The organism is Flavobacterium sp. P1_E4, assembly GCF_056405915.1.
Window position 1 is genome coordinate 16,514 of record NZ_JBFUBE010000005.1, and the last position, 20,448, is coordinate 36,961.

Here is a 20,448-nt window from a genome sequence, read left to right on the forward strand (position 1 = left end):
TGGAAGTCTATTTGATTCCCAATCTGTTCTTTAATTTTAAAAACAGTAATGCAATGGAATATGCATCTTCTGAAGGAGATCTTCGATAGCTTTTGGGTAATTTGAAAATTTCTGATAATTCATCAAGTGAAAACTGTTTGTCATTGATGTCTACTAGTTTTCTATACATTACATCAATATCCAATGCTTCATTTTTTAATCTTCCACAATCCAATCTTAAAAGTGCACTATTGATCATATCGACATCAAAATCAACATGGTGCCCAATTAAAACGGCATTGCCGATATAATCTATAAACGCGTGAATCGCTTCTGGTTCACTTAATTTTTTCATTTTGCTTTCCAAAATAAACTCATTTGATAAACCATTATCGTGGAAATACTTGTATTGTAAGAAGATAGATTCAAAGCTGTCGCCAATATGAATTTTGTTGTTCACAATAGCAAAAGAACCAATGGATAAAATAACATCCTTATCAGGATTTAGTCCAGAAGTTTCTGTAGATAATACAACATATCGTTTTGATTTATGTTCAAACTTAGCAAGGTAAGTTTTCCAAAAATCAGGGTGTTCTTTATTTATGTTTTTAAGCCAATCTAGCATCATTATGAAAATTGCGTTAGTTTGAAATTACTTTTTATTAATTCTTCTAGTTCTTTCATTGGGGCTAAGGCATTCTTTAATTTTTCTTTGTCTAATTTGGTTAGTTCGCTCAGGTTAATGTATTGCCCTGAATTTTCGTTTTTTAAACCTTCATTTACTCTAAATTTTGATAAAGTTAAAAATGCTTCAGCGCAATTTAAGTAAATATCTGAATTTTTCGCGTCAATAATTGCTAATTGTTTGAAGCGCAGGTAGGTGCTGTTTAGTCCTTTTATGTTAAAATGCAAGGCAAACAGTCTGGCTCCATCAATTAAGGGCATTAATGCTCTCGTTTTTATGTCAAATTTGTTTTTATTTGGTCCCTCTTCTTCCAGAACAAATTTCTTGAAAAAAGTAAGAGGAGAATTTTTTCTTAATGCGTCATTTCCTAGGAAGTCAAAAAATAATGTGTTGTGATCCAAGTCTTTTAGGATGACATTTTCGATAGCTTCAAATATCTTTTTTTCTCCAAAAACAAGTTCCAAATCAAAGAAAATACTACTAAGATCATTGCTGTTTTCACCTGGAGTATTCATCCAGCTGTCATATTGTTTAGTCCAGTCTGTCAATGATTTACACCAAAGCATATTGCTGGCCATATGACCATTTGGACATAATTCATATCCGACTTTTTCAAGTGTTGCAGTTGTTCTTTTTGCTAATTTCAAGAAATAATCTCTTACGTCTCTATATTTATCAGGTGCTACATCTTCAAATATCAATAAACTGTCTTGATCTGTTAGTAATAATTGCTCTTTTCTACCCTGGCTTCCAATGCTTAACCATGAAAATCTTGCAGGAGGGGAGCCTAAATCTAAAATAGACAACTCAACGGCACGTTTTAATATAGCGGAGTTTATTTCACTGGCTATGTTATTTATATTAGAAAGTGGGATATTTTTATAAATTGAATTCTGAATCAATTCAGTCAATCTTTCTCTAAGGTGTTTTAGTTCCTTGGCATTTGATGATCTTTTGATTTCTTTGATTAAAACACCTGGATTATTGGCTTGAGCAATAATTAAGTCATGTTCAGAAATTACACCTTTCACAGGGGATTTATCCGTTCCATCCAAAGTAACACAAAGATGGGTTACATTGTTTTTTAACATCAAAAGCTGTGCTTCTGCTAAAGAGACATTTTCAACAACAGTTACAACCGGGGCAGACATAATGGCCTTCATAGTAATGGTCAAAGGGAACTGTCCTGTGGCAATTTTGGAACACATATCTGTATGCGTAACTATTCCAATAGGCAATTGATCATCGCAAATGACTACGCTGGTAGAACTATTTTCAGTCATTTTTAAGGCAACATCTTTGGCAATATCATTGATAGTTGCAGTAAGTGGCATTCTATTATAGGTTAGCGACTGAAAATATTGCATTTCTGACTTTTGGTCAATATAAACAACATTATCATTTGCTAATTTTCCTCTAAGATTTTCTTTTTCCTTTGGGTTCCAAGTATTTGTTGCGAAACTTTCCAAAAGAAAATTTAATACATCTGGATTATTTGCTACAAAAGGTCTAAAAGTGACAATGGGTATAGCATAAATAATACTTTCTTCACGGGCTTTGGCCGTCATCATGTAATTATTTTTAGCAAAAAAGGGTCTTAATCCCAAGACATCACCTGCATGACACTTATTTAATAAGGTTTCTTCAGCATCGGCGATAACGGATAAATGAATGATTCCTGAGGCAACTACATAGAAACAGTCATGTAGTTTGTCATTTATTTGGAATAAAGTTTCATTCTTTTCCATATTCAAAACTCGAATACTTGTAGCAATGGCTGATAGTTCTTGAAATGTCAAGTTGTCGAATGGTGGGTATTCTTTCAAAAAGTCAGCAATATTTTCCGCAATTGTATTCATAGTCTTGTTGTAAAGTAATGCTTGTAAAAATAATAAAAATAGATTTCAAAAGTAAGGCTAAAAAAACTAATTTTTATAAATTGCTGTATAGTTAAAATTTTCATAAAATACTATGTCTTAGAATGATATTGAAAGCAATTATTTAATTTTAATGCTAAATAAATAAATAAACTATGAAAATTTTAAAAATCTCATTGCTAGTATTATTATCTTTTTTTGCAATTTCATTTGCAAATGCCCAAGAGAAACCAAAGAGTCCGCCTGAAAAAGCGACTGGAATGATTAATGGAGCTACTATTCAAATTAATTATGGAAGTCCTTCGGTAAGAGGGCGAAAAATTTGGGGAGAATTAGTTCCTTTTAATGAAGTTTGGCGTGCTGGAGCCAATGAAGCTACGACATTCGAAACGGATAAAGATCTTACAATTGAAGGTTCAAAATTGCCGGCTGGTAAATATTCTTTTTTTGTTATTCCTAACCAAAACGAATGTGTCATCATTTTTAACAAAGAACCTAAACAATGGGGAGCTTATAAATATAATGTTAAAGAAGATCAGTTAAGAGTTACGGTTAAACAAACTGAATCTGAATCAAGTACAGAAAAATTAGTTTATAAAATTAATGCCAATGATGTTGTTTTGAGTTGGGACAAATGGAATGTTGGTTTCAAAGTGAAATAATTTTTATTTAAAGTATATAAAAATCATCGTCATATGGCGATGTTTTTTTTTGCCCTGAATTTATTTTAAATATTTATTGGAGATAAATAACAGAAAGGGTATAGTTTGTGAAAATTTCATTTGAAACCAATCAAAAGGGTAGACAATTGGATTTCTTTGAAATTGAAAACATTTAATCAATACTATTGATTAGGAGGCTTTTTAAATATTCTATTTTACATAATATAAATTATAGTTCAAAAAACTACATTGCAGATTAAAAAAAAATTGCTCTTTTTTCCTATTTTTTTTCAAAGATATAAACATTTATTTGATATTTCCTACTCTTTAAAGTTTGATTCTTAAAAACAGTCCATAAAAAAACCCCATTTAATTGGGGTTTAGACTTTTATATTTTAATTTCATTTATCAACTTATCATCAATATAATACCTTGAAAGTCGTTTATCACCATTTATATTAAATAAAGTTCGATAAACATGACCATTAAAAACGGTTACATTTCCATAAACAAAACCCAAATCTTTAGAGTTATACGAATAATCAAGTCTTGTATTATCGGGATAAATTAAAACATCATATTCCGTACAGTCCTTTGGCATTTCATAAACCAAATTCGACTCAACAAGAACCCTATTTTTTAAATCATTTGTATAATTATTGGTTACAGTTTTAGAAACTAAAATATCTGGATGATATTCATTGACCTTTTTTATTAAATCGTATTGATCAAAAGAAACCGCTACAGTTTGTTCTTCATAACCCTTTAATTTGTTTTGTCCAAAACCTAATACAGAAACAAAAAGAAATAAAAACGTAATTTTTTTCATATAATAATTATTTAGTTTGTGCGTAAATATAATATACATTGCGCATATTTCCTACAGAGAATTAATAATAAACCATTTTCTCAAACACCAATAAAAAAACCCCCATAACTCAATAAGGGGGTTTGTCAACTATAAACTTATCAAAATATTGCCGACACAGATACACACCAGTTTTTCTATTGTAAATATTTATATAGTGGTAGTCAAAGTCTTCTTTTTCAAGCAATTTATGTAAATAATAAATGCTTTTCATAAACTCGTAAATTAGAGGATGTCTATTTTTATCCTTATGAAATACAACACACTTGTAAGGCGTTGGCGTATTATTTGCCATATTTTTACGGTAAAGGTTGGTTCATAATTGTAACTATAAAATGTGGAGTTGTTAGAACTTGACCACCTACAACAGGCTTAACCATCCATTTTTTAATTCCACGACCACCCAAAGCTATTTCAGCATCTGGAAAGCCAAAACCAAAATATTGTAAATAAATTTCGTTTGTTCTTACGTCCATAATTAATTGACATTCACCCTTTTTTACATTTGCACTATACTCCATAAACGCACCAATCTGAGGCTCTACCTTTACATAGCAATCAAAGAAACGTACAAATTCTGTAAAAGGAACTACGGTACTTCTATAATTTGGATTAACATCATTGCTAAAATAATTTATAAACGGTCTAGTCGATTCATTATTAAATGAATCATTTGCAAAAATACGATTTGAGGTTGCAAACTCAGCAGTATCGAATTTGAATAATACCCTACATAAATACGGGTTATAATCCGTCCATTTTTGCGTTACATCTAGCAAATAAGGTGTACTATACTTATGTAAATATTTTGTAGGCTCTACAGGAGGAACATAAGGAAAATTTATAACCCTAACTTTTTGTTCTATTGCAATATAATCCAAAACAACCTCTTCAAATGCCGAAAAGAAAAAATTCTTTTCAATAGTATTTAAATCGATAACCGCCAAATCATTAATAACTGCCGAGCAGTTAACATTATCTTTGTTTAATATTTCTACACCTTGAACCCTCACATTATTGACAAACAAAGCCACAATCAAAAATTCCGTATTAATACCATCGACAACATAACCCCAATAATCATCCGTAGAATCAGATTTTTTCTCTACGTACTTTGTTTTTACTCTAAAATCCGAATCTATATACTGTATGAAATTTTTATTTTCCATCTTTATTTTATTTTATGTTATAACCATTTTTTACCATACTTTGCAAAGACCTTTTTTACCTCAGACAAATCCGAAGCAGACAAGTATTTATACAAATCCGTTTTTAAATTATGTGAACGTGTAAACACATTGTAATACAAATCCTCAACTATAGGAAAAGTAGTAGGGACAGTTTTTAATAATTTAACTACAGTAGCTTCGTCCTCAGTCCATGCATTCACATTGTACAAATCCGTGTTCAGTATGAAATGATTATCCTCAACATTTTCACCTAAAGCAATCGCAATCTTTTGAGCAACTGCCTTATATCTATCCATTTCGGGCGGTTTTACCTTTGGATATTTTTTAAAAATATCAAACGACTTTTGCTCTATTATATTCGGACTAGATTTACCGTTTTGGGCATTGCTTACAATAGTTTGTGCATTGTATTGGCTTGCTTTTGCTTGAGCAATCAGACCCGTAAACCAACGGTAAACGAAAGGAAATACAAGCAAACAGGCAACTATCAAGAGCCAATGAGTTTGTAGTTTTTCAAAAAAACCCGAATCACTTGAAACGGGTTTCCTTTGCGTAAAACGAGCTGTCATTTACTTCTTTTTTAAGAGTTTCCAACCAATGAAAACAACTAAAGCCCCAATTGCAATATTTACATAAAGTTTATGTTCTACGTAAAAAGTTTTGATTTTATCCCACATGATATTTTATTTTTTAAATTTTTGAATAATTATTTTTTATCTGTTTTTTTTTACACTGAAACGATTAAAACAGTATAGCAAAAAAGCAACAAACCCAACAGCAACGCTACATTAACTTTGCTTTTTGTATCGACTTTTATATTAGTCGTTTTAAACGTGCCTATATTGGCGATTGCGCTTTTAATATCCGAATCCGTAACATACTTAGAATCCTTACCATTTTCTTTTTTTACAATTGCTTTGGCAAGTAAAAATAAAAAATTCGAATCGATAGATTTGAGAACCTCGTCAGCGGTAACACCGACGGAAGTAGCAACTTGTTTAATATACAATTCCGTATCGTTTTCAATTGGAGGAGCATAAGTAGTTATTAATTTTCGAACGGTGTTTTCACCTTTATCTATATGGGTTACCAAATTGCGCAACATAGCACGGACCCCGTAAGACATATTTTCAAACTGTTCAAACTTTTTGCCTTTGTCAGTATTGAAACTTGATTGAATTTTACCAAGCCAAGTATTTTGTGTAAAAACCAAATTACCCGGATTGTTATTTCGAATCCCCCTCGATAAGTCCTTACGACCTAAATACGAAGCACTAGGCATCTTTTGCGGTTATTGATTTAACTTCTTTTTTATCATCCCCAAAGTCGATTTTTTCAAGTTCAGAATGCACAACCTCAATACCTTTGATAACCGCCATCACAATTGCGGAATATTTTACAATTAAGCCAATTACGGCAATTACACCTTTAATACTTTTCATTTTTAGCCTTTTTTAATTTAACAATATACCTTTGTTCRAGCGCATCGATAACCCCATCAACTATTGACAAGACTACCCTTTCCAATAATCTTTTAAACATGACTATCGTCTTAGCTTTGCGTTTTTAACCGCTTCTGGCATCAAGAAAGAGAAATAACCTTTACTTGGAGATACAGCGCATTTTTGATTACCTAATTCGAAAAAGAGTATCTTTTTCTTTTTGTTGTAAAGCGCACTTACTGTACTTTCCGAGATTCCAGTTTTTACTTTGCAATACCATTTTTCGTACCCCTCTTTTACAGGCTCACCCGATAAAATTTTTTGCTCTTTATTTTTATAAGCTTGTAAACTGATAAAACCAAATCTTTTAGTTGTTTTCCAAGCAAAAATCTTTTGAAAAGCGTCAAATCTATCACCGCTTTGCGGTTCAACTAACTGCATTTCAGCAAACGACTTGCTTTCGTGTTTTTTGTCGTTTCCGTTACTTCTTGGCGTTGAATTTGAACGCCCTCCACCGTTATACGATGCTTTTTTTGGATATGCCATTATTTATAAAATAAATGTTTAATATTTAGTAATACTTCTGTAAACTTTTTTAGAATAAGAATAAACGTATCTATTAAAAATAGTATCAAATAGATACGTTTATAATTTGTAGGCTTTCTATCGTCTCCCACGACCCCTCGTTCCTGTTTTGTTTCTAAATCCGAACCAATAAACTAGGAATCCAACAATTGAAGCACCCGCAACAATAATTAAAGTTTTATGCTTTAACCACATAGCCTGCAAGTACACTTTTGACATAAAGCCAGTCCCTTGGTCGGCTACGCTTTGCACCTCTTTTTTAGAAGCCAAGTAATTCACCGCTTTCGCTTCTTGTTGAGCGCCTTTTGCCATCAATGTATTTTGCAACACAGTAGGCAATTGATAATTTTCGGGTAAAAACGATTGGTCTGGCGTTAATACAGTAGGTTGTCCCACTTCTTTTTTTGGTCTGTCAGTTGTCGCAACCCTTAAAGCATCTTTTGCAACACCTAAATAGTTTCCTGTCGCTATTCCAATAACATTCTTTAGAGAAACAACCCTTTTAACCTTACTAGCTAATTTTTTAAATAAACCCATTTTGATTTTTTTATTAGTTAAACAAATTAGGTGTTAAACCTCTCTGATGTTTCTTACGACAAAATTGATTATTTCCCCTTGTGCCTTATTGATTTCGATACTGTCAACGTGTACCAACGGTAACGCTAACCTTGTATCAACTCTTTGAATCACGGTTGTTCCCTTCACTGCTGTAATCGGGTCAACATTTGTAGACAAAGTTTGCAACTCAAAAGGCAGATACTTTACAGTTTGACCATTTTCAAAACCGTATGAGATATCCTGTAAACTGTCTTTTCTGGTCATAATAGCCAAGTCAAAACCGTCCACATCAATTTTCTTATTGAAATCCTCTGATGCAATAGTTTTTTGCTCGAAAAAATACAAGTGGTTTGAACTTGACGGCTCTTCCACTCCGTACAAATCATAAGTTTCACCCGAAATTAAATCCTCTAAAAGAATTTTAATCGATTCCTTTTCGTCCAAAAAGATTCCACCATCTAAAGCCAATTCACACAAAGCAATACAATCATAATTTGCGTCAGATTGAACCGCCTCGTTCCCATAAGTGGAAGCCAAAATAAAATCCAATAAAGGCACTTTATTTGCTAGAATGACATTCGAACCGTTAGCACGTTCGATGTAAATAGAAATTTTTTCAGTTGTCAAGGCTGATAAATCCAAAGTAGTTCCAACAATCAAAGACCCAATTGATTTAGTGACTTGAATCTCGTTACTTCTTGTAACCCCTGTTAATGTGATAATTTTCATTTTTTTTGATTTTGTTAAATTTTACTGATGCAAAGATTTGTACAGAATCAAAACAGGGTTACCAATATTTACCTATTACGTTTCATTTTTACCGCTTTTTACCACCTTTACGACATTAAACCGTAATCCTCCAAGTCTTTTACGGTTAGATATAACCTAGTTAATTTTAGACTATCTAAAATGGTTTGATAATCTTTTCGAGCTGTTTTATAACTCACGCCTAAAAGAACACCAAGTTCTTTTTTATTGATTTTCTGAGTTGGGATACGTTTTGCCATTATTCTATAAATAGGTTGTTTTGTTCGTCATATAATCGGTAATCAAATTTTAAATCCATCTTTTCAAGTTCTTTGAACTCTGCCAAATAGAAAGACATTTTTTGCTTAAACCACTCAGAGAGTGGCAAGCCATCAAAAGGATTTGTTTCTAACAAAAGCCTATTTAACGCCACTATATAGGTGATATTCTGAAAGTTTGCGCAATACTCCCTAAAGAGGGCTTTCGCCAATCGCTTACGCTTGATTAGTGTTGGTACGTGGGTAGTTTTTAATTTTATAAACGTAGGATTGTATTCTGATTTTGTCGACAGTAAGTAATCGAAATCCAATATAAAAGGAACGGTTTCCTCTTTATTTGTTTGACTTTTACCCGTATTCTCACGAAGTTCGAAAAAGTTCTTTTGCGCCAATATTGTAAGATTGATTAACGCCCCATAGTCAAAAACCGCCCATGTTAAATCCTCAAAAGGCAAAGTTTGTTTTTCTTTTTGCACATCATAAAAATCCTTGTCATGCCCGAAAGCCTTTAAATTAGTGAAGAAACTTGCGTTTAACTGATATTCAAAACGCCATACATTAGAATTTTCAAAATTATTTGCTTTATAAAAGTCTACAATGTGCTGTTTTTCCTTTATTTCAAGAGAAAGTGTTTTATTATATACACGTAGAAATTTAGTACTAGTACGACTACCGAGATTGAAACCATTGTTAATGCATACACCCTTAACAAGTTCGTTATGAGTTGAAAAAGATTTTTTGCGCCCAGCAAGTTTATACTCTCCCCTAATGACGTTATTTGATAGATTGCGATAATAATCGTTATTATCATTAATATCGTAAGCGATATCCAATCGATTAATTGCAGTAAATTCAAGACTATAGGCGTTTGTAAGTTCATATATAATTGTTTTTATTTCTGTTAGTGTTTTAGTGTAAAAAATATGATTCTCGAATTGCATTTGGTTTAATTGATCGGGTATAATGTTTGAGCGTGGATTACTTAAAATCGATGCGATTTGCTCCCCTTTGTACTTCACTACGTTTTTATTAGCAAAAGTTTTTGTTCCAAACGGTTCGGTTATTAATTCAAAATCTAGTGAGTTGTTGGGCGTTCTAGGTATCAGTTCGCCCATTAAATTAATAATTAGGTAATCTATTGATATTAATGTATTTGGGTGCATTGTGTTAATTTTTTGGGTGAGTTAGTAGCCGTTTTACCTAACGGCTAGTTTTTAAATTGAAGTTTTATTTATGAAGAATAATTTGTGAAATCATCATCATCACATAATGTCAGTATAAACATTACATGAAACACTAAAATGATAAATAGTACCATAATCAAAAAGGTAAAATTTTCACTATTTCTAAGCGTGAAAAAACAAAACATTTACCGCTTATATCCTCTACAACTACCCCATAGATTTCAAAAGACATTACTTGATAAATTTCATCATTGATATAAAAAAAATCATTTACATTCAAATCGTTTAATATTAAAGGCATTTCCATAATTTTAAAATCTTAAGTCTAGAATAAATTGTTTTTCGTGTTCATTGGGTTTTTCGTTCATTTGCTCAAAATGCAACTTGATTCGTTCCTCTATGCTTTTCCAAGTTTGTGTAATCACCTCAGTTTTATAATGACTATGATTAACAATGGTAATACCCTTTAAATCTTTCTTAATTTGCACTTGGTATTGACTAACACTAGGAATATCCTTTTTATAGGTTTTATCTTTTAAAGTCTTTAGATAATAAAGGAATCTTTTCTCCGTTTCTTGATATTCAAGAGGTACGATAGCTTTTAACACTGTTATCATAACTCTCTAGGTTTTGTTAATTTGTAAACATGGTTAATTTTAAACATGATTTCCTTGCATGATTTCGCAGAAATCACAAGTTTGTCATATTTACAATCAGTCCAACCAATCTCAAAAAAATAGACCCCTTTCACGTAATTGTCGGGCAACCTAGTAATTGAAATAGTACGCTTGGAATTTTTTAAACAAAAGTTTATTCTAGTAGGTTCGTCAGATTTGACCCCCATACTCTGAGTCTTGCCATGAGGATAAGCAAGCCTTTGGATTGTACGTAAATTAATCGGGGATAGATTACGTAGCAAATCACATTTTATCACGAATTTGCGATAATTCAATAATTCATTGTGCATTTTTAACTCTTTTTTCGTCATAATACAATTATTAAACTGTAGGTTAATAATTGGAAAAAGAGTTTTTTTTGTAAGTAATCTAAGCGTTAAGCGCTTGAAATGTAGTTTTAATTCTCATACTATAAATTATAGTTCATTTTATATAGTCTTGCAAATGATGAGAAGGGATGCTTTTTTGATTTTATTCAGCCATTGTTGTCAGCTCAACTTCAAGTCTATCAAAGTTTTCTTCATTTTTGTCAACTACAAATGGTCTTAATTTATTGCTTTCTTCTGCTGTGTCGAAAATCATTTTGAAAACAATCTTGGTTTTGTCGCTGGATATTTCCTCAAATGTTGTCAAAATATTAAAAAGCGGTTTTGAATGACGTTTCCAGAAAATTAGATTTGGTTCGTCAATTTTTATAAATTCAATTTCATTGGGATAATTTCCTTTGTCTGGATCGTGCATAACAAAACTCCATTTTCCTCCAGGTCGTAAGTCGAATTCATTGAAAGTATTTGTGAATCCTTTTGGTCCCCACCAATTTTTTAAATGATTTGGATTTGTCCAAGCTTTAAAACAAAGATTTATGGGAAAGTTCATAATCCTTGTAGTTACTATTTCACAATCTGGTGTTGTTGAGAAAATTTCAGATTCCATTGGTTTTTTATTTTAAAGTTTAAAACTTGATGCTTGTCGACTATGTTACTTACGCGGAAAAAATTAGCCACAGATTGTACGGATCAAACAGATTAGCACAGATTTTTTTTGATTATTTAATTCAAAACTTCATTATAATTCTTGTAATTTATTGCTAAAATCTTTCTTTGAAATTAATTTTAAAAACAGACAGAAAGTTAGTAAAAATAATGGAAAGCTCAATTCTTGGATAAACATATTGTTGAGATTGCATCGTTATTTTCTTTTACAAGTGTTATCGTTCCTCGGAAAATTGAGAAATATGAGATTTCTATGCGCTATCTTTGCAAAAGATAAAAAAGATATTATGACAAAAGGAAAATACATTCAGCTGATATTAATTTTGGGTTCGATGACCGCACTTGGACCATTTTCTATTGATATGTATTTACCCAGTTTTTCGGGGATTGCCAAAGATCTTCATACTACAGTAACGATGGTTTCCGAATCTTTATCCAGTTATTTCATCGGGATTTCGTTCGGGCAATTGTTATATGGGCCGTTATTGGATCGTTACGGGCGGAAAAAGCCTTTGTTTATTGGATTGCTTGTTTATATTTTGGCTTCTTTAGGATGTGCTGTCGTTGCTGATATTCATATGTTTATTGGACTTCGGTTTATACAGGCTGTTGGAAGTTGTGCGGCTACTGTGGCTTCGGTTGCGATGGTTCGGGACTTGTTTCCGGTTAAGGAAATTCCCAATGTTTTGTCCAAATTAATGTTGGTTCTTGGGCTTTCGCCAATGTTGGCGCCGACTATTGGGAGTTATGTAACTACTTATTACGGTTGGCATCCTATATTTTTTATACTGATGTGCTTAGGCGGTTTGGTGCTTATTGCATCACAATTGGGCTTGCCTGAAACACACAAACCTGATCACACAATATCATTGAAACCACAACCAATCATCAGTAATTTTGTATCGATTATCAAAGTGCCACAGTTTTATACTTATGCTTTGACAGGTTCGATTGCGTTCTCGGGATTGTTCACGTATGTTGCGGCATCTCCTATTTTGTTTATGGATATTTTAAAAGTGGATGCCACGGTTTACGGTTGGATTTTTGCTTTTATGTCTGTAAGTTTTATTGGTTCGAGCCAATTGAACTCCATATTATTGAGACGATTCTCCAGTGAGCAGATGATTTTTGGCGCTTTGGTTGCTCAAATAGCAATCAGTGTGACCTTTTTGATTTTGGCAATAAATGATGATTTAGGATTGTATGGTACAATTGCAATGTTGTTCCTGTTTTTGGCTTGTTTGGGTATTTCCAATCCAAATACGGCAGGATTGACCCTTGCTCCTTTTGCTAAAAATACAGGAAGTGCCTCGGCATTGATGGGAGCCACTCAATTGGGGATTGGTGCTTTATCTTCTTTTGCAGTAGGTCTTTTTGTTAAAGATTCTATGGTTCCAATGGTCGTAATTATGACTTGCACCACGATTCTTGCTTTTATAATTTTGAATGTTGGTAAACGAAATATCAAGAAAACTGTTGTAAATGCTGGTGATGAAGAAATCATGATGGGGCATTAATTTGTGCCAATTATTGATTCACTTTACGGGGACGGATTACTTCGTCAGTTCACTTTCGCTAGTGTGTAAATCTACACTTATTAGATTTTTTTTAAAAAGCCTGCCAGTCAGAACCTTGTGTGTTGACTGGCAGGCTTTTTTCAACTAAGTCAGAAAATGAGTATCGAATTTCATAAAAATAAGAGCAATCATTGTACATTAGCAATCAGTTTATATCGAAGAATTTTAAGAAACACACATTATGAAACACTTTAAAAGCATCTTTTTATTTTTATGCATGACCCACTTTTTCTGTGCCAATGCCCAAGACAATGCACCTATTAAAGAATTTAATTTTGGCGCAAATGCTGATAAAAAATCAGGTACAGTCATAAGTAAAGCTGTTGCTTATACTAATGCTATAGGATACGGATTTGATTTACAATCCGATAAAAATGTAACATTTGACGAAAAATCAATATCGGCTAAGGGTTCGTTCTATTTTTCGATGAAGCTTCCAGAAGGGAATTATAGCGTGGAGGTCGTTTTGGGCGGAAACAACAGCGGAATTACAACTGTAAAGACGGAGTCCAGAAGATTGATGTTGCGAGAAATTAAAACTGCCGCAAAAGAAACTAAAACAGCACGTTTTGTAGTTAATGTCAGAAATGCGAAATTTGATATTAACAGTACCATTAAACTTAAACCTGCTGAACTTAAGGGGCTGAATTGGGATGATAAATTAACCTTGGAGTTTTTGGGGACATCAATTGTTCAAAGCATCAAAATTTATCCTATTTCAAAAATTAAAACAATTTATGTGGCTGGAGATTCTACCGTTATGGAACATGATTCGGAGCCGTGGGCATCTTGGACTCAGTTTTTTCCAAATTATTTGACGACAGATGTAGTGATGGCCAATTATGCTTGTTCAGGTTTGACGCTCCGTTCTTTTACATCCGGATATCGATTAGATAAAATTTTATACTTGATGGAACCAGGTGATTATCTTTTTATTGAGTTTGGCCACAATGACGAAAAAGCAACAGGAGACGGGAAAGAAGCTTCGGGAGTGTATACCGCATTACTAAAGGATCTTATTACAAAAACTAGAAATAAAGGAGGTTCTCCAATATTGATAACTCCAATACAAAGACGTTATTTTAATCCTAATGGGACTTTAAAGCCTACTCACGGCGAGTTTCCAGATGCAATGCGAAAAGTGGCTCAAGAGATGCAGGTTCCTTTGATAGATCTTACTAAAATGACAACTTCTTTGTACCAAAGCTGGGGTAATGAACTTTCAAAAAAAGCATTCGTTTATTATCCAGACAACACCTTCCCTGGACAAATAGGTGCTTTGGCTGATAATACCCACTTTAATAATTTTGGTGCCAATGAAGTGGCTAGATGCATAGTACAGAATATTAAAAATACAGGTATGGATCTTTTTAGAAATATAAAACCTGGAGTTCCTTATTATATTTTTAAAAGCCCAAGCAAACCAAGTGATTGGACTTTACCGATGAGTGCTCGAATTGAAGTTGCCAAACCCGATGGGGAATAAAAACTTGGATTTCTAAACATATTGCAATGCCTAAAAATTATCTTATATAAAAAAAATAAAGCTACTTGTAATAGTAGCTTTATTTTTTTATGGTATTAATAACTTTTATGAGATACAAAATGTTCGTCTTATGATTGCGGGCACGGACGGCAAATCCGCGCTATCGGGCTTTATGAGCAAAGAGTTATAACTTTTCCAAAAAGACGGATTTACCATTCACCATTACATCATACTGGCCTGTCTTTTCATTTAAAGTTGTTTTGACATATTTTCCTTTAAAAACAACAACGGCACCATAAATTTTTCCACTTTTCACTGATTCATAATCGAATACTATTCTTTTGTTATCAGGACTAATACTTACTTTATAAGTAGAAAATTCTGTGTTTTTTGTTGCAAATTCTTGTTTTGTGTCAATTATTTTATCATCGACGTAAAAATTGACAACTTTATCGCTTAAGCTAATATCTGGATAATATTCATTAGCTTTTTTTAGCAATTCATATTGTGCCGGAGTTGCAGTCTCCATTTTAGACGTAATGTTTTGTGAAAATGAAGCTACCGAAAACATAAGACCTAATATTAAAATGTACTTTTTCATAATGTTGATTTTTTAAATTTTTTAAAAGGTTAGTTCAAATCATAAAGCAATTTACGAATATTTTTTATAATTAATTGAAAGTTAATTAATTGTATTTTTTTTTATAATGATGTTGGCTCTTGTTTTTTTACCTAAAATATTGGTATTATCAAATTTGGTATTCAATTCTTTTACTTTGATAGCGGAGTTTCTTGTGGAGTTTCCTCCTCTGTCGGAATGACAATATTGGGTGTTGGTATTGTGTGATATGACTACTTGAATGTTATTTGATTTGCAAATGAGGATGCTAAGACCGTAAATGGGAATGCTAAATCCGTAAGTAGGAATGCGAAAACCATAAATGAGAATGCGACAACCGTAAATGGGAATGCAAGAATCATAAATGGGAATGCAAGAACTGTAAATGGGAATGCAAGAACTATAAATGGGAATGCAAGAACTGTAAATGGGAATGCAAGAACTATAAGTGGGAATGCGAGAACTATAAGTGGGAATGCGAGAACTATAAGTGGGAATGCGAGAACCGTAAATGAGAATGCAAGAACTGTAAATGGGAATGCGAGAACCGTAAATTGGGACGTTATATACGTAGTGAGATTGCTTCGTTCCTCGCAATGACTCAGATAGCCGTAATTGGGGACGTTATACAGGACAAGTTTAATTTTATAGACTTGTCCTGTTTTTATTTTTAGATTTTATTTTATGCTTTTTACGAATTTCAATCCTTTTACTTGAGCGAATTGCGGGGATGTTGCTCCGTAGATTGATTTTATGTATTTTTTTACATCGGCAGTAATGTCGAGTAATCCTGTTTCTTCTTTGTAAAATAGGGTGTTGCGAGCGATTCTTGAGTTACTTACGGCAGTATATGCTGTTGCAACGGCGTTGTTTTTGGCAGTCAGGTCGGTTTGTTTTGCGGTTAGGGTTGCCACTTTTAATTCGGTTTCGTTTGGGGCATAACTGGTTTCCGATTGCAGGACTGAAATTAATCCCGCCCAGTGCTGTATTTGCAGGTCAAAGGATTGCTGACTTGTAGAAATAGTTTTTGGAGCTTCGGCATTTGGATCTGTTGGCGTTTCGATTTTTCTTGATTTAGATCCTTGCAATTTTTGGTTAAATCCTTTTGCGTCGTCTATTTTGTTGGTTGTGGCATCTGTGATTTGCAATGCATTTACCACTCTGGTTGCCAGTGGTTTTAAATTACTAAAGGCCTCTCCCCTTTCGTTTGTTTTATTATTGAATGCGGTGTTTTTGGTTACCACATCTCCCAAACTTGCCTGGCTTGCTGTAGCGAGTGCTGTAAGCTGAGGCAGTTTTAATGCGTTTTTACTCGGGTTGTAACTTGCCCCGTAAGCCGTTACGAAAGCGATTAAACTCTGAAGGTTTGCCACGTTCTTTGCGTGACCTGTCTCGCTCACTGAAATTCTTTTTTTAGCGGAGTTCGCGCTTGTTAAGTCTGATGTTGTTGTCATTTTTAAAAGTTTAAATTGGTTAATTAATCTTTCAAAAATAAAATTATAAAATTTAACCTACACTATTTTTATTACAAAAAATAAAATAATTTGTAATATAAGTTTTCTTTTTTTGTGATAAATTAAATTTCAGAAAGTGGATTAGTCAATTATGATGTGGTATTTATTTTAAAATCACTTCAATTCTTCGATTGCCCTTTCCAGAACAGGATCCATTTTTTCTTCTAAATTTTTGCTAGTATTTAGAATCTTAATGTTTACAGGGGTTCCGGTGGCTTCATAGCATACCCATTTGTTATTATAATATCGCTGGTTCGAAAGTGATATTAGCCAACCGTTGGGCAAAGTGAAACCATACATATCTGAATAAATGCCACGACTGTTTGACCCGATTAATTTTACATTGGGGATTTCTTTCATTATTAATGAAAAAACATCGGCTGCACTTACGGTCTTATCGTTTGTCAAAACTACAACGGGCTTGAGGAATTTAAATTTTCCTTTTGGTTCAATGTACCAGGTTTCGGGATTATCGAAATCTTCGTATCCTTTTCCTGTTTTACGGGTTTTCTTGTACATTCCGATGATTTTGGTATTGGTAAATCGTCCGGCAACCTCATATGCAAATTCATCGTTCCCGCCTATATTGTCCCTAACATCTATGATGAGACTTTTGACATTTTGAAAGTGCTCGAAAACGGAATCGAGTATTTTAGAAGCTACTTCGGCATCTTTTATATTATCCGCATCACCGTCAACAAAACATCGGTTAAATCTTAAATAGCCACTATTTTTTGATGTTGTATAAGCAAACAAAGGCAGGCCATTTCTCGCGGGGCCAAAATATTTAATGGGACTGAAACCTTTATTTGTTAGTATTTGCTCTCCCATTTGCAGAAATGCGTTTCTCAGGCTATCTGTTGGGAATTCGTTTGTGTATTGTGATGGTTTGACAGACTTAAATTGCTTGACATTTGGAATTATCACGTTTATATGATTGTCTTGAAAAGGTGCCAACATTCTTGAAAAATATGTATATAGAGAATCATTGGTGGTTTTTGAATTGACCAATGGGCGGTATTTTTTGTATGTGTCCTGCCAATTTATATTTCGAAGAGTAAAAAAAGCATAATTGTCTTCGAAAGTATGCCAAAGGATTTCAAAGTTTAATTCTGTTTTAGAAAGTCCGACAGTATCTTTGGGATATGATATCGGATTTTGAGCCAAAACATTATTTGCAATAAAAATTGATACAATTAGGTAAGCTATCTTTTTCATAAGTTGTTTGTTGATACTGAAATCTGTCAGCTATAGTCGTTCTTCGAAATTATTTTGAAATAACTTTGAAAGCAATATAAGGAGCTATTGCCAACCAAATCGGTATAAGAATACAAATTTGGCCTTCAGTAAAATTATAAGCATGTAACAATTGTTTCCAAGAAATTCCACGTATAATTCCAAAGCCAAACTCAAAAAACAAAGTCAAGATTGACCAAACAATTCCTATTATTAATGCTTGTTTTGCCGTATTTGGAGGTAACCATTTTATGACTAAACAACTATAGATTCCAATTAGAATAATTAAGGAAAATGTTGAAATTTGATGTGCCGCTAATTCACTTATGTATTTTTTATACCATAAATCTCTAGCAGCTCCATTTAAAATTGCAAGCAGAACCATAGGAAACCAGCATAGTAAGTATTTTATCATTGTAGTTAAGGTTTCTGGAGTTCTTTGCAAATTTAGCTAAGTTTTGGTACTACAGCGAGACATCAAAACGTACACGAGCGTGACGCTCGCGCTAGCCGGGGGTATTTTTTACGAAATCCAAGTATCTTCCATTTTTTCGATTATCCACTTTCCGTTAATTTCTTTAATATAAATTCGATATCCTCTTCCGCATGTTCCGCAATAAGCAAAACTAGCTTCTAAAACTCCGCCTTTTTTGTTTTTGTCGAATTTTATTCTTGAAATTTCGAGAAAACCCGAAAACACAAAATTATATTTTTGCTCATATAACAAAACTTTATGAGCTAATAATAGCTTTTCTACTTTTGGAAATTCAGTGATATTTTTTATTTTAAATTTATTATTTAGTTTGATTTTTGAATAGTCAAATTTAAAATTACTGAAATTAGAATTCAATAATTTTGATTCGATATTCACTCTTCTTTCTCCATAATTTAATATGTATTGGTCAAAACCAATTATTATTTTAGAGGTATCATTGTCAACTCTTTTTTGCTCTTTCTTCCAATTATGATAAGTAATTCTTTCTTTATTCGTGGCTTTTGAAGTGTCAACTTTTATTATAATTCCTTTTTTCCAAGTTTCAATTCCGAATTTTGGTGGAGGATCCATTTTTCTGCTATCAAGACAAATTGAGTCAACTATTTTCGAAAATACTTCTGTCAATACATTTTTTTCAAATTCTACTTCATCTATTTTTTTTTCACAATTATCTATTTTCTTTTCACAATTCGTAAAAAGAATTAGGAATGATAGTAAAAAGGTTGTTTTTAGCAGTTTTTTCATAATATGTCGGCTAACGTTCTCGCGTTAGAAGCAGTTTAGGACTAAAGTAAGCCCATTCTTCGGATTTGCCAAATCTTCCAAATACAAAACCAATTTCAAATTAAGCCTAATACCCAAATTGCTTGTAGCGTGTGTTGGCAGGCGTTATTTTATTAATTTCCTTTTTTTGATTAATTTTTCTTTGCCATCAACTATCCAAAACATTTTAGTCCACAATCCGTCACTATTGTATACATACCTAAATTTTTCAATTTCGTATTGTGGCCTTCCTCCGGTCATAATTATTGGAAACTTAATATTCGGTTCATTTTCCCTTTTAATCTCAATTATATTATTGAATTTATCGTATTTATAGTGATTTGTTTCAATTTGTATATCTGTTTTAGTACGACTGTTTTCTTGCGAATATGAAAATACATATATCATTTCTTTTTCAATGTTTCCGTTTCCATCGTAAATAATAATTTTCTTAGATGGCCACAAAATTAATGAATCATTTTTGGGGATAAATGACTCAATTAATCTAGGTTTACCAGTTTCGGTAAAATCTGAATACTTTTCGATATTTCCAGAATGATAGTCTATTTGACTTAAGAAACCTTTTGAATTGTATATTAATTTATTGTTTTGGATTGTATCATTTTTTGTTCCAATATTACTGTCAAAAGTTTGCACTTCATAAATCTCATTTCCAAATTTATCATAGATAAAATATTGTTTAGACCTTAACTTACCTTCAAAATAATGTTCATTTTGATTTATGATTCCATTAATCAAATAATTGATTTGTGACCAAGAACTTTTGTAACTATCTAGATTTTTTATTTCGAACGATTTATATCCAACGAGTTTAGACTTCTCTTTTTCAAAATTTTGAGAAAAAGAAAATTGGGCTATAAAAATTAATATGATTATTGTCGTTTTTTTCATAATGCCTGCCAACTAGTTAATACACGAAACAAACCTTCGCAAATAAACCCAAAATGGGTATATTATACGAAGGTTTGTTTTACTTTGTATTTCTCAAATATATAGTTTTTTAATCAGAAATT

General features: G+C 32.5%; 23 protein-coding genes and 1 pseudogene. 4 read left to right on the top strand and 20 right to left on the bottom strand.

All coding sequences use genetic code 11. The features are described from left to right. Positions 1-7: 7 nt before the first annotated feature. Both AC1DY0_RS06575 and AC1DY0_RS06580 read right to left on the bottom strand, forming a co-directional pair. On the bottom strand, positions 8-607 hold the full coding sequence (locus AC1DY0_RS06575) for a 3'-5' exonuclease (RefSeq protein WP_477187839.1): 600 nt from the start codon (positions 605-607) through the stop codon (positions 8-10). Next, positions 607-2,523 carry a DUF294 nucleotidyltransferase-like domain-containing protein gene (locus AC1DY0_RS06580; protein WP_477187840.1) on the bottom strand — a complete coding sequence of 639 codons (1,917 nt, stop codon included), beginning with the start codon at positions 2,521-2,523 and terminating at the stop codon, positions 607-609. The genes AC1DY0_RS06575 and AC1DY0_RS06580 overlap by 1 nt, the downstream gene beginning before the upstream one ends. Before the next feature lie 173 nt (positions 2,524-2,696). Here AC1DY0_RS06580 and AC1DY0_RS06585 point away from each other — a divergent pair, with 173 nt between their 5' ends. Next, entirely contained in the window at positions 2,697-3,203 is a 507-nt protein-coding gene (locus AC1DY0_RS06585) for a DUF2911 domain-containing protein (RefSeq protein WP_477187841.1), read from the top strand. Between the two features lie 388 nt (positions 3,204-3,591). On the opposite strand, the gene AC1DY0_RS06590 is transcribed toward AC1DY0_RS06585, so the two are convergent. From AC1DY0_RS06590 to AC1DY0_RS06645, 12 genes are all read right to left on the bottom strand, one after another. Next, entirely contained in the window at positions 3,592-4,032 is a 441-nt protein-coding gene (locus AC1DY0_RS06590; RefSeq protein WP_477187842.1) for a hypothetical protein, read from the bottom strand. Positions 4,033-4,370: 338 nt separating this feature from the next. Continuing rightward, a complete protein-coding gene (locus tag AC1DY0_RS06595; protein ID WP_477187843.1) occupies positions 4,371-5,240 on the bottom strand; it encodes a hypothetical protein in 870 nt (289 codons plus the stop codon). A 17-nt stretch (positions 5,241-5,257) separates the two neighbouring features. Beyond that, on the bottom strand, positions 5,258-5,830 hold the full coding sequence (locus AC1DY0_RS06600; protein WP_477187844.1) for a hypothetical protein: 573 nt from the start codon (positions 5,828-5,830) through the stop codon (positions 5,258-5,260). Positions 5,831-5,988: 158 nt separating this feature from the next. Continuing rightward, positions 5,989-6,543, bottom strand: a complete 555-nt coding sequence (locus AC1DY0_RS06605) for a hypothetical protein (protein ID WP_477187845.1) — start codon at positions 6,541-6,543, stop codon at positions 5,989-5,991. Beyond that, positions 6,536-6,703 (bottom strand): hypothetical protein, encoded by a 168-nt coding sequence (locus AC1DY0_RS06610; protein ID WP_477187846.1) that lies wholly within the window; start codon positions 6,701-6,703, stop codon positions 6,536-6,538. Before AC1DY0_RS06610 ends, AC1DY0_RS06605 begins: the two co-directional genes overlap by 8 nt. A 102-nt stretch (positions 6,704-6,805) precedes the next feature. After that, on the bottom strand, positions 6,806-7,249 hold the full coding sequence (locus tag AC1DY0_RS06615) for a hypothetical protein (protein ID WP_477187847.1): 444 nt from the start codon (positions 7,247-7,249) through the stop codon (positions 6,806-6,808). A gap of 117 nt (positions 7,250-7,366) precedes the next feature. Beyond that, positions 7,367-7,825: a hypothetical protein gene (locus tag AC1DY0_RS06620; RefSeq protein ID WP_477187848.1), complete on the bottom strand. Its 459-nt coding sequence runs from the start codon at positions 7,823-7,825 to the stop codon at positions 7,367-7,369. 33 nt (positions 7,826-7,858) lie between these two features. After that, positions 7,859-8,575: a hypothetical protein gene (locus AC1DY0_RS06625; protein ID WP_477187849.1), complete on the bottom strand. Its 717-nt coding sequence runs from the start codon at positions 8,573-8,575 to the stop codon at positions 7,859-7,861. 107 nt (positions 8,576-8,682) lie between these two features. Further along, positions 8,683-8,853 (bottom strand): hypothetical protein, encoded by a 171-nt coding sequence (locus AC1DY0_RS06630; protein WP_477187850.1) that lies wholly within the window; start codon positions 8,851-8,853, stop codon positions 8,683-8,685. After that, on the bottom strand, positions 8,853-10,034 hold the full coding sequence (locus AC1DY0_RS06635) for a replication initiation factor domain-containing protein (protein WP_477187851.1): 1,182 nt from the start codon (positions 10,032-10,034) through the stop codon (positions 8,853-8,855). The genes AC1DY0_RS06630 and AC1DY0_RS06635 overlap by 1 nt, the downstream gene beginning before the upstream one ends. A gap of 332 nt (positions 10,035-10,366) precedes the next feature. After that, positions 10,367-10,672, bottom strand: coding sequence for a hypothetical protein (locus AC1DY0_RS06640; RefSeq protein WP_477187852.1), 306 nt, complete (start codon positions 10,670-10,672; stop codon positions 10,367-10,369). 531 nt (positions 10,673-11,203) lie between these two features. After that, complete coding sequence (locus AC1DY0_RS06645; protein ID WP_477187853.1) at positions 11,204-11,665, bottom strand: SRPBCC family protein; 462 nt, start codon at positions 11,663-11,665, stop codon at positions 11,204-11,206. A 346-nt stretch (positions 11,666-12,011) separates the two neighbouring features. Here AC1DY0_RS06645 and AC1DY0_RS06650 point away from each other — a divergent pair, with 346 nt between their 5' ends. After that, entirely contained in the window at positions 12,012-13,241 is a 1,230-nt protein-coding gene (locus AC1DY0_RS06650; protein ID WP_477187854.1) for a multidrug effflux MFS transporter, read from the top strand. Positions 13,242-13,482: 241 nt separating this feature from the next. Then, positions 13,483-14,787, top strand: coding sequence for a rhamnogalacturonan acetylesterase (locus AC1DY0_RS06655; protein ID WP_477187855.1), 1,305 nt, complete (start codon positions 13,483-13,485; stop codon positions 14,785-14,787). 184 nt (positions 14,788-14,971) lie between these two features. On the opposite strand, the gene AC1DY0_RS06660 is transcribed toward AC1DY0_RS06655, so the two are convergent. After that, entirely contained in the window at positions 14,972-15,388 is a 417-nt protein-coding gene (locus tag AC1DY0_RS06660) for a hypothetical protein (protein WP_477187856.1), read from the bottom strand. A 330-nt stretch (positions 15,389-15,718) separates the two neighbouring features. On the opposite strand from AC1DY0_RS06660, the pseudogene AC1DY0_RS06665 reads away from it, so the two are divergent. Continuing rightward, positions 15,719-16,006 (top strand): annotated as a pseudogene (locus AC1DY0_RS06665) (hypothetical protein); the annotation flags it as partial. A 77-nt stretch (positions 16,007-16,083) separates the two neighbouring features. Here the strand turns inward: AC1DY0_RS06665 and AC1DY0_RS06670 are convergent. The 5 genes from AC1DY0_RS06670 to AC1DY0_RS06690 form a co-directional block, all read right to left on the bottom strand. Then, on the bottom strand, positions 16,084-16,860 hold the full coding sequence (locus AC1DY0_RS06670; protein ID WP_477187857.1) for a hypothetical protein: 777 nt from the start codon (positions 16,858-16,860) through the stop codon (positions 16,084-16,086). Between the two features lie 174 nt (positions 16,861-17,034). After that, positions 17,035-18,138 (bottom strand): S41 family peptidase, encoded by a 1,104-nt coding sequence (locus AC1DY0_RS06675; RefSeq protein ID WP_477187858.1) that lies wholly within the window; start codon positions 18,136-18,138, stop codon positions 17,035-17,037. Positions 18,139-18,187: 49 nt separating this feature from the next. Continuing rightward, positions 18,188-18,571, bottom strand: a complete 384-nt coding sequence (locus tag AC1DY0_RS06680) for a hypothetical protein (protein WP_477187859.1) — start codon at positions 18,569-18,571, stop codon at positions 18,188-18,190. A 108-nt stretch (positions 18,572-18,679) separates the two neighbouring features. Next, positions 18,680-19,396 carry a hypothetical protein gene (locus tag AC1DY0_RS06685; RefSeq protein ID WP_477187860.1) on the bottom strand — a complete coding sequence of 239 codons (717 nt, stop codon included), beginning with the start codon at positions 19,394-19,396 and terminating at the stop codon, positions 18,680-18,682. 144 nt (positions 19,397-19,540) lie between these two features. Continuing rightward, entirely contained in the window at positions 19,541-20,326 is a 786-nt protein-coding gene (locus AC1DY0_RS06690) for a hypothetical protein (RefSeq protein WP_477187861.1), read from the bottom strand. Positions 20,327-20,448 lie beyond the last annotated feature (122 nt).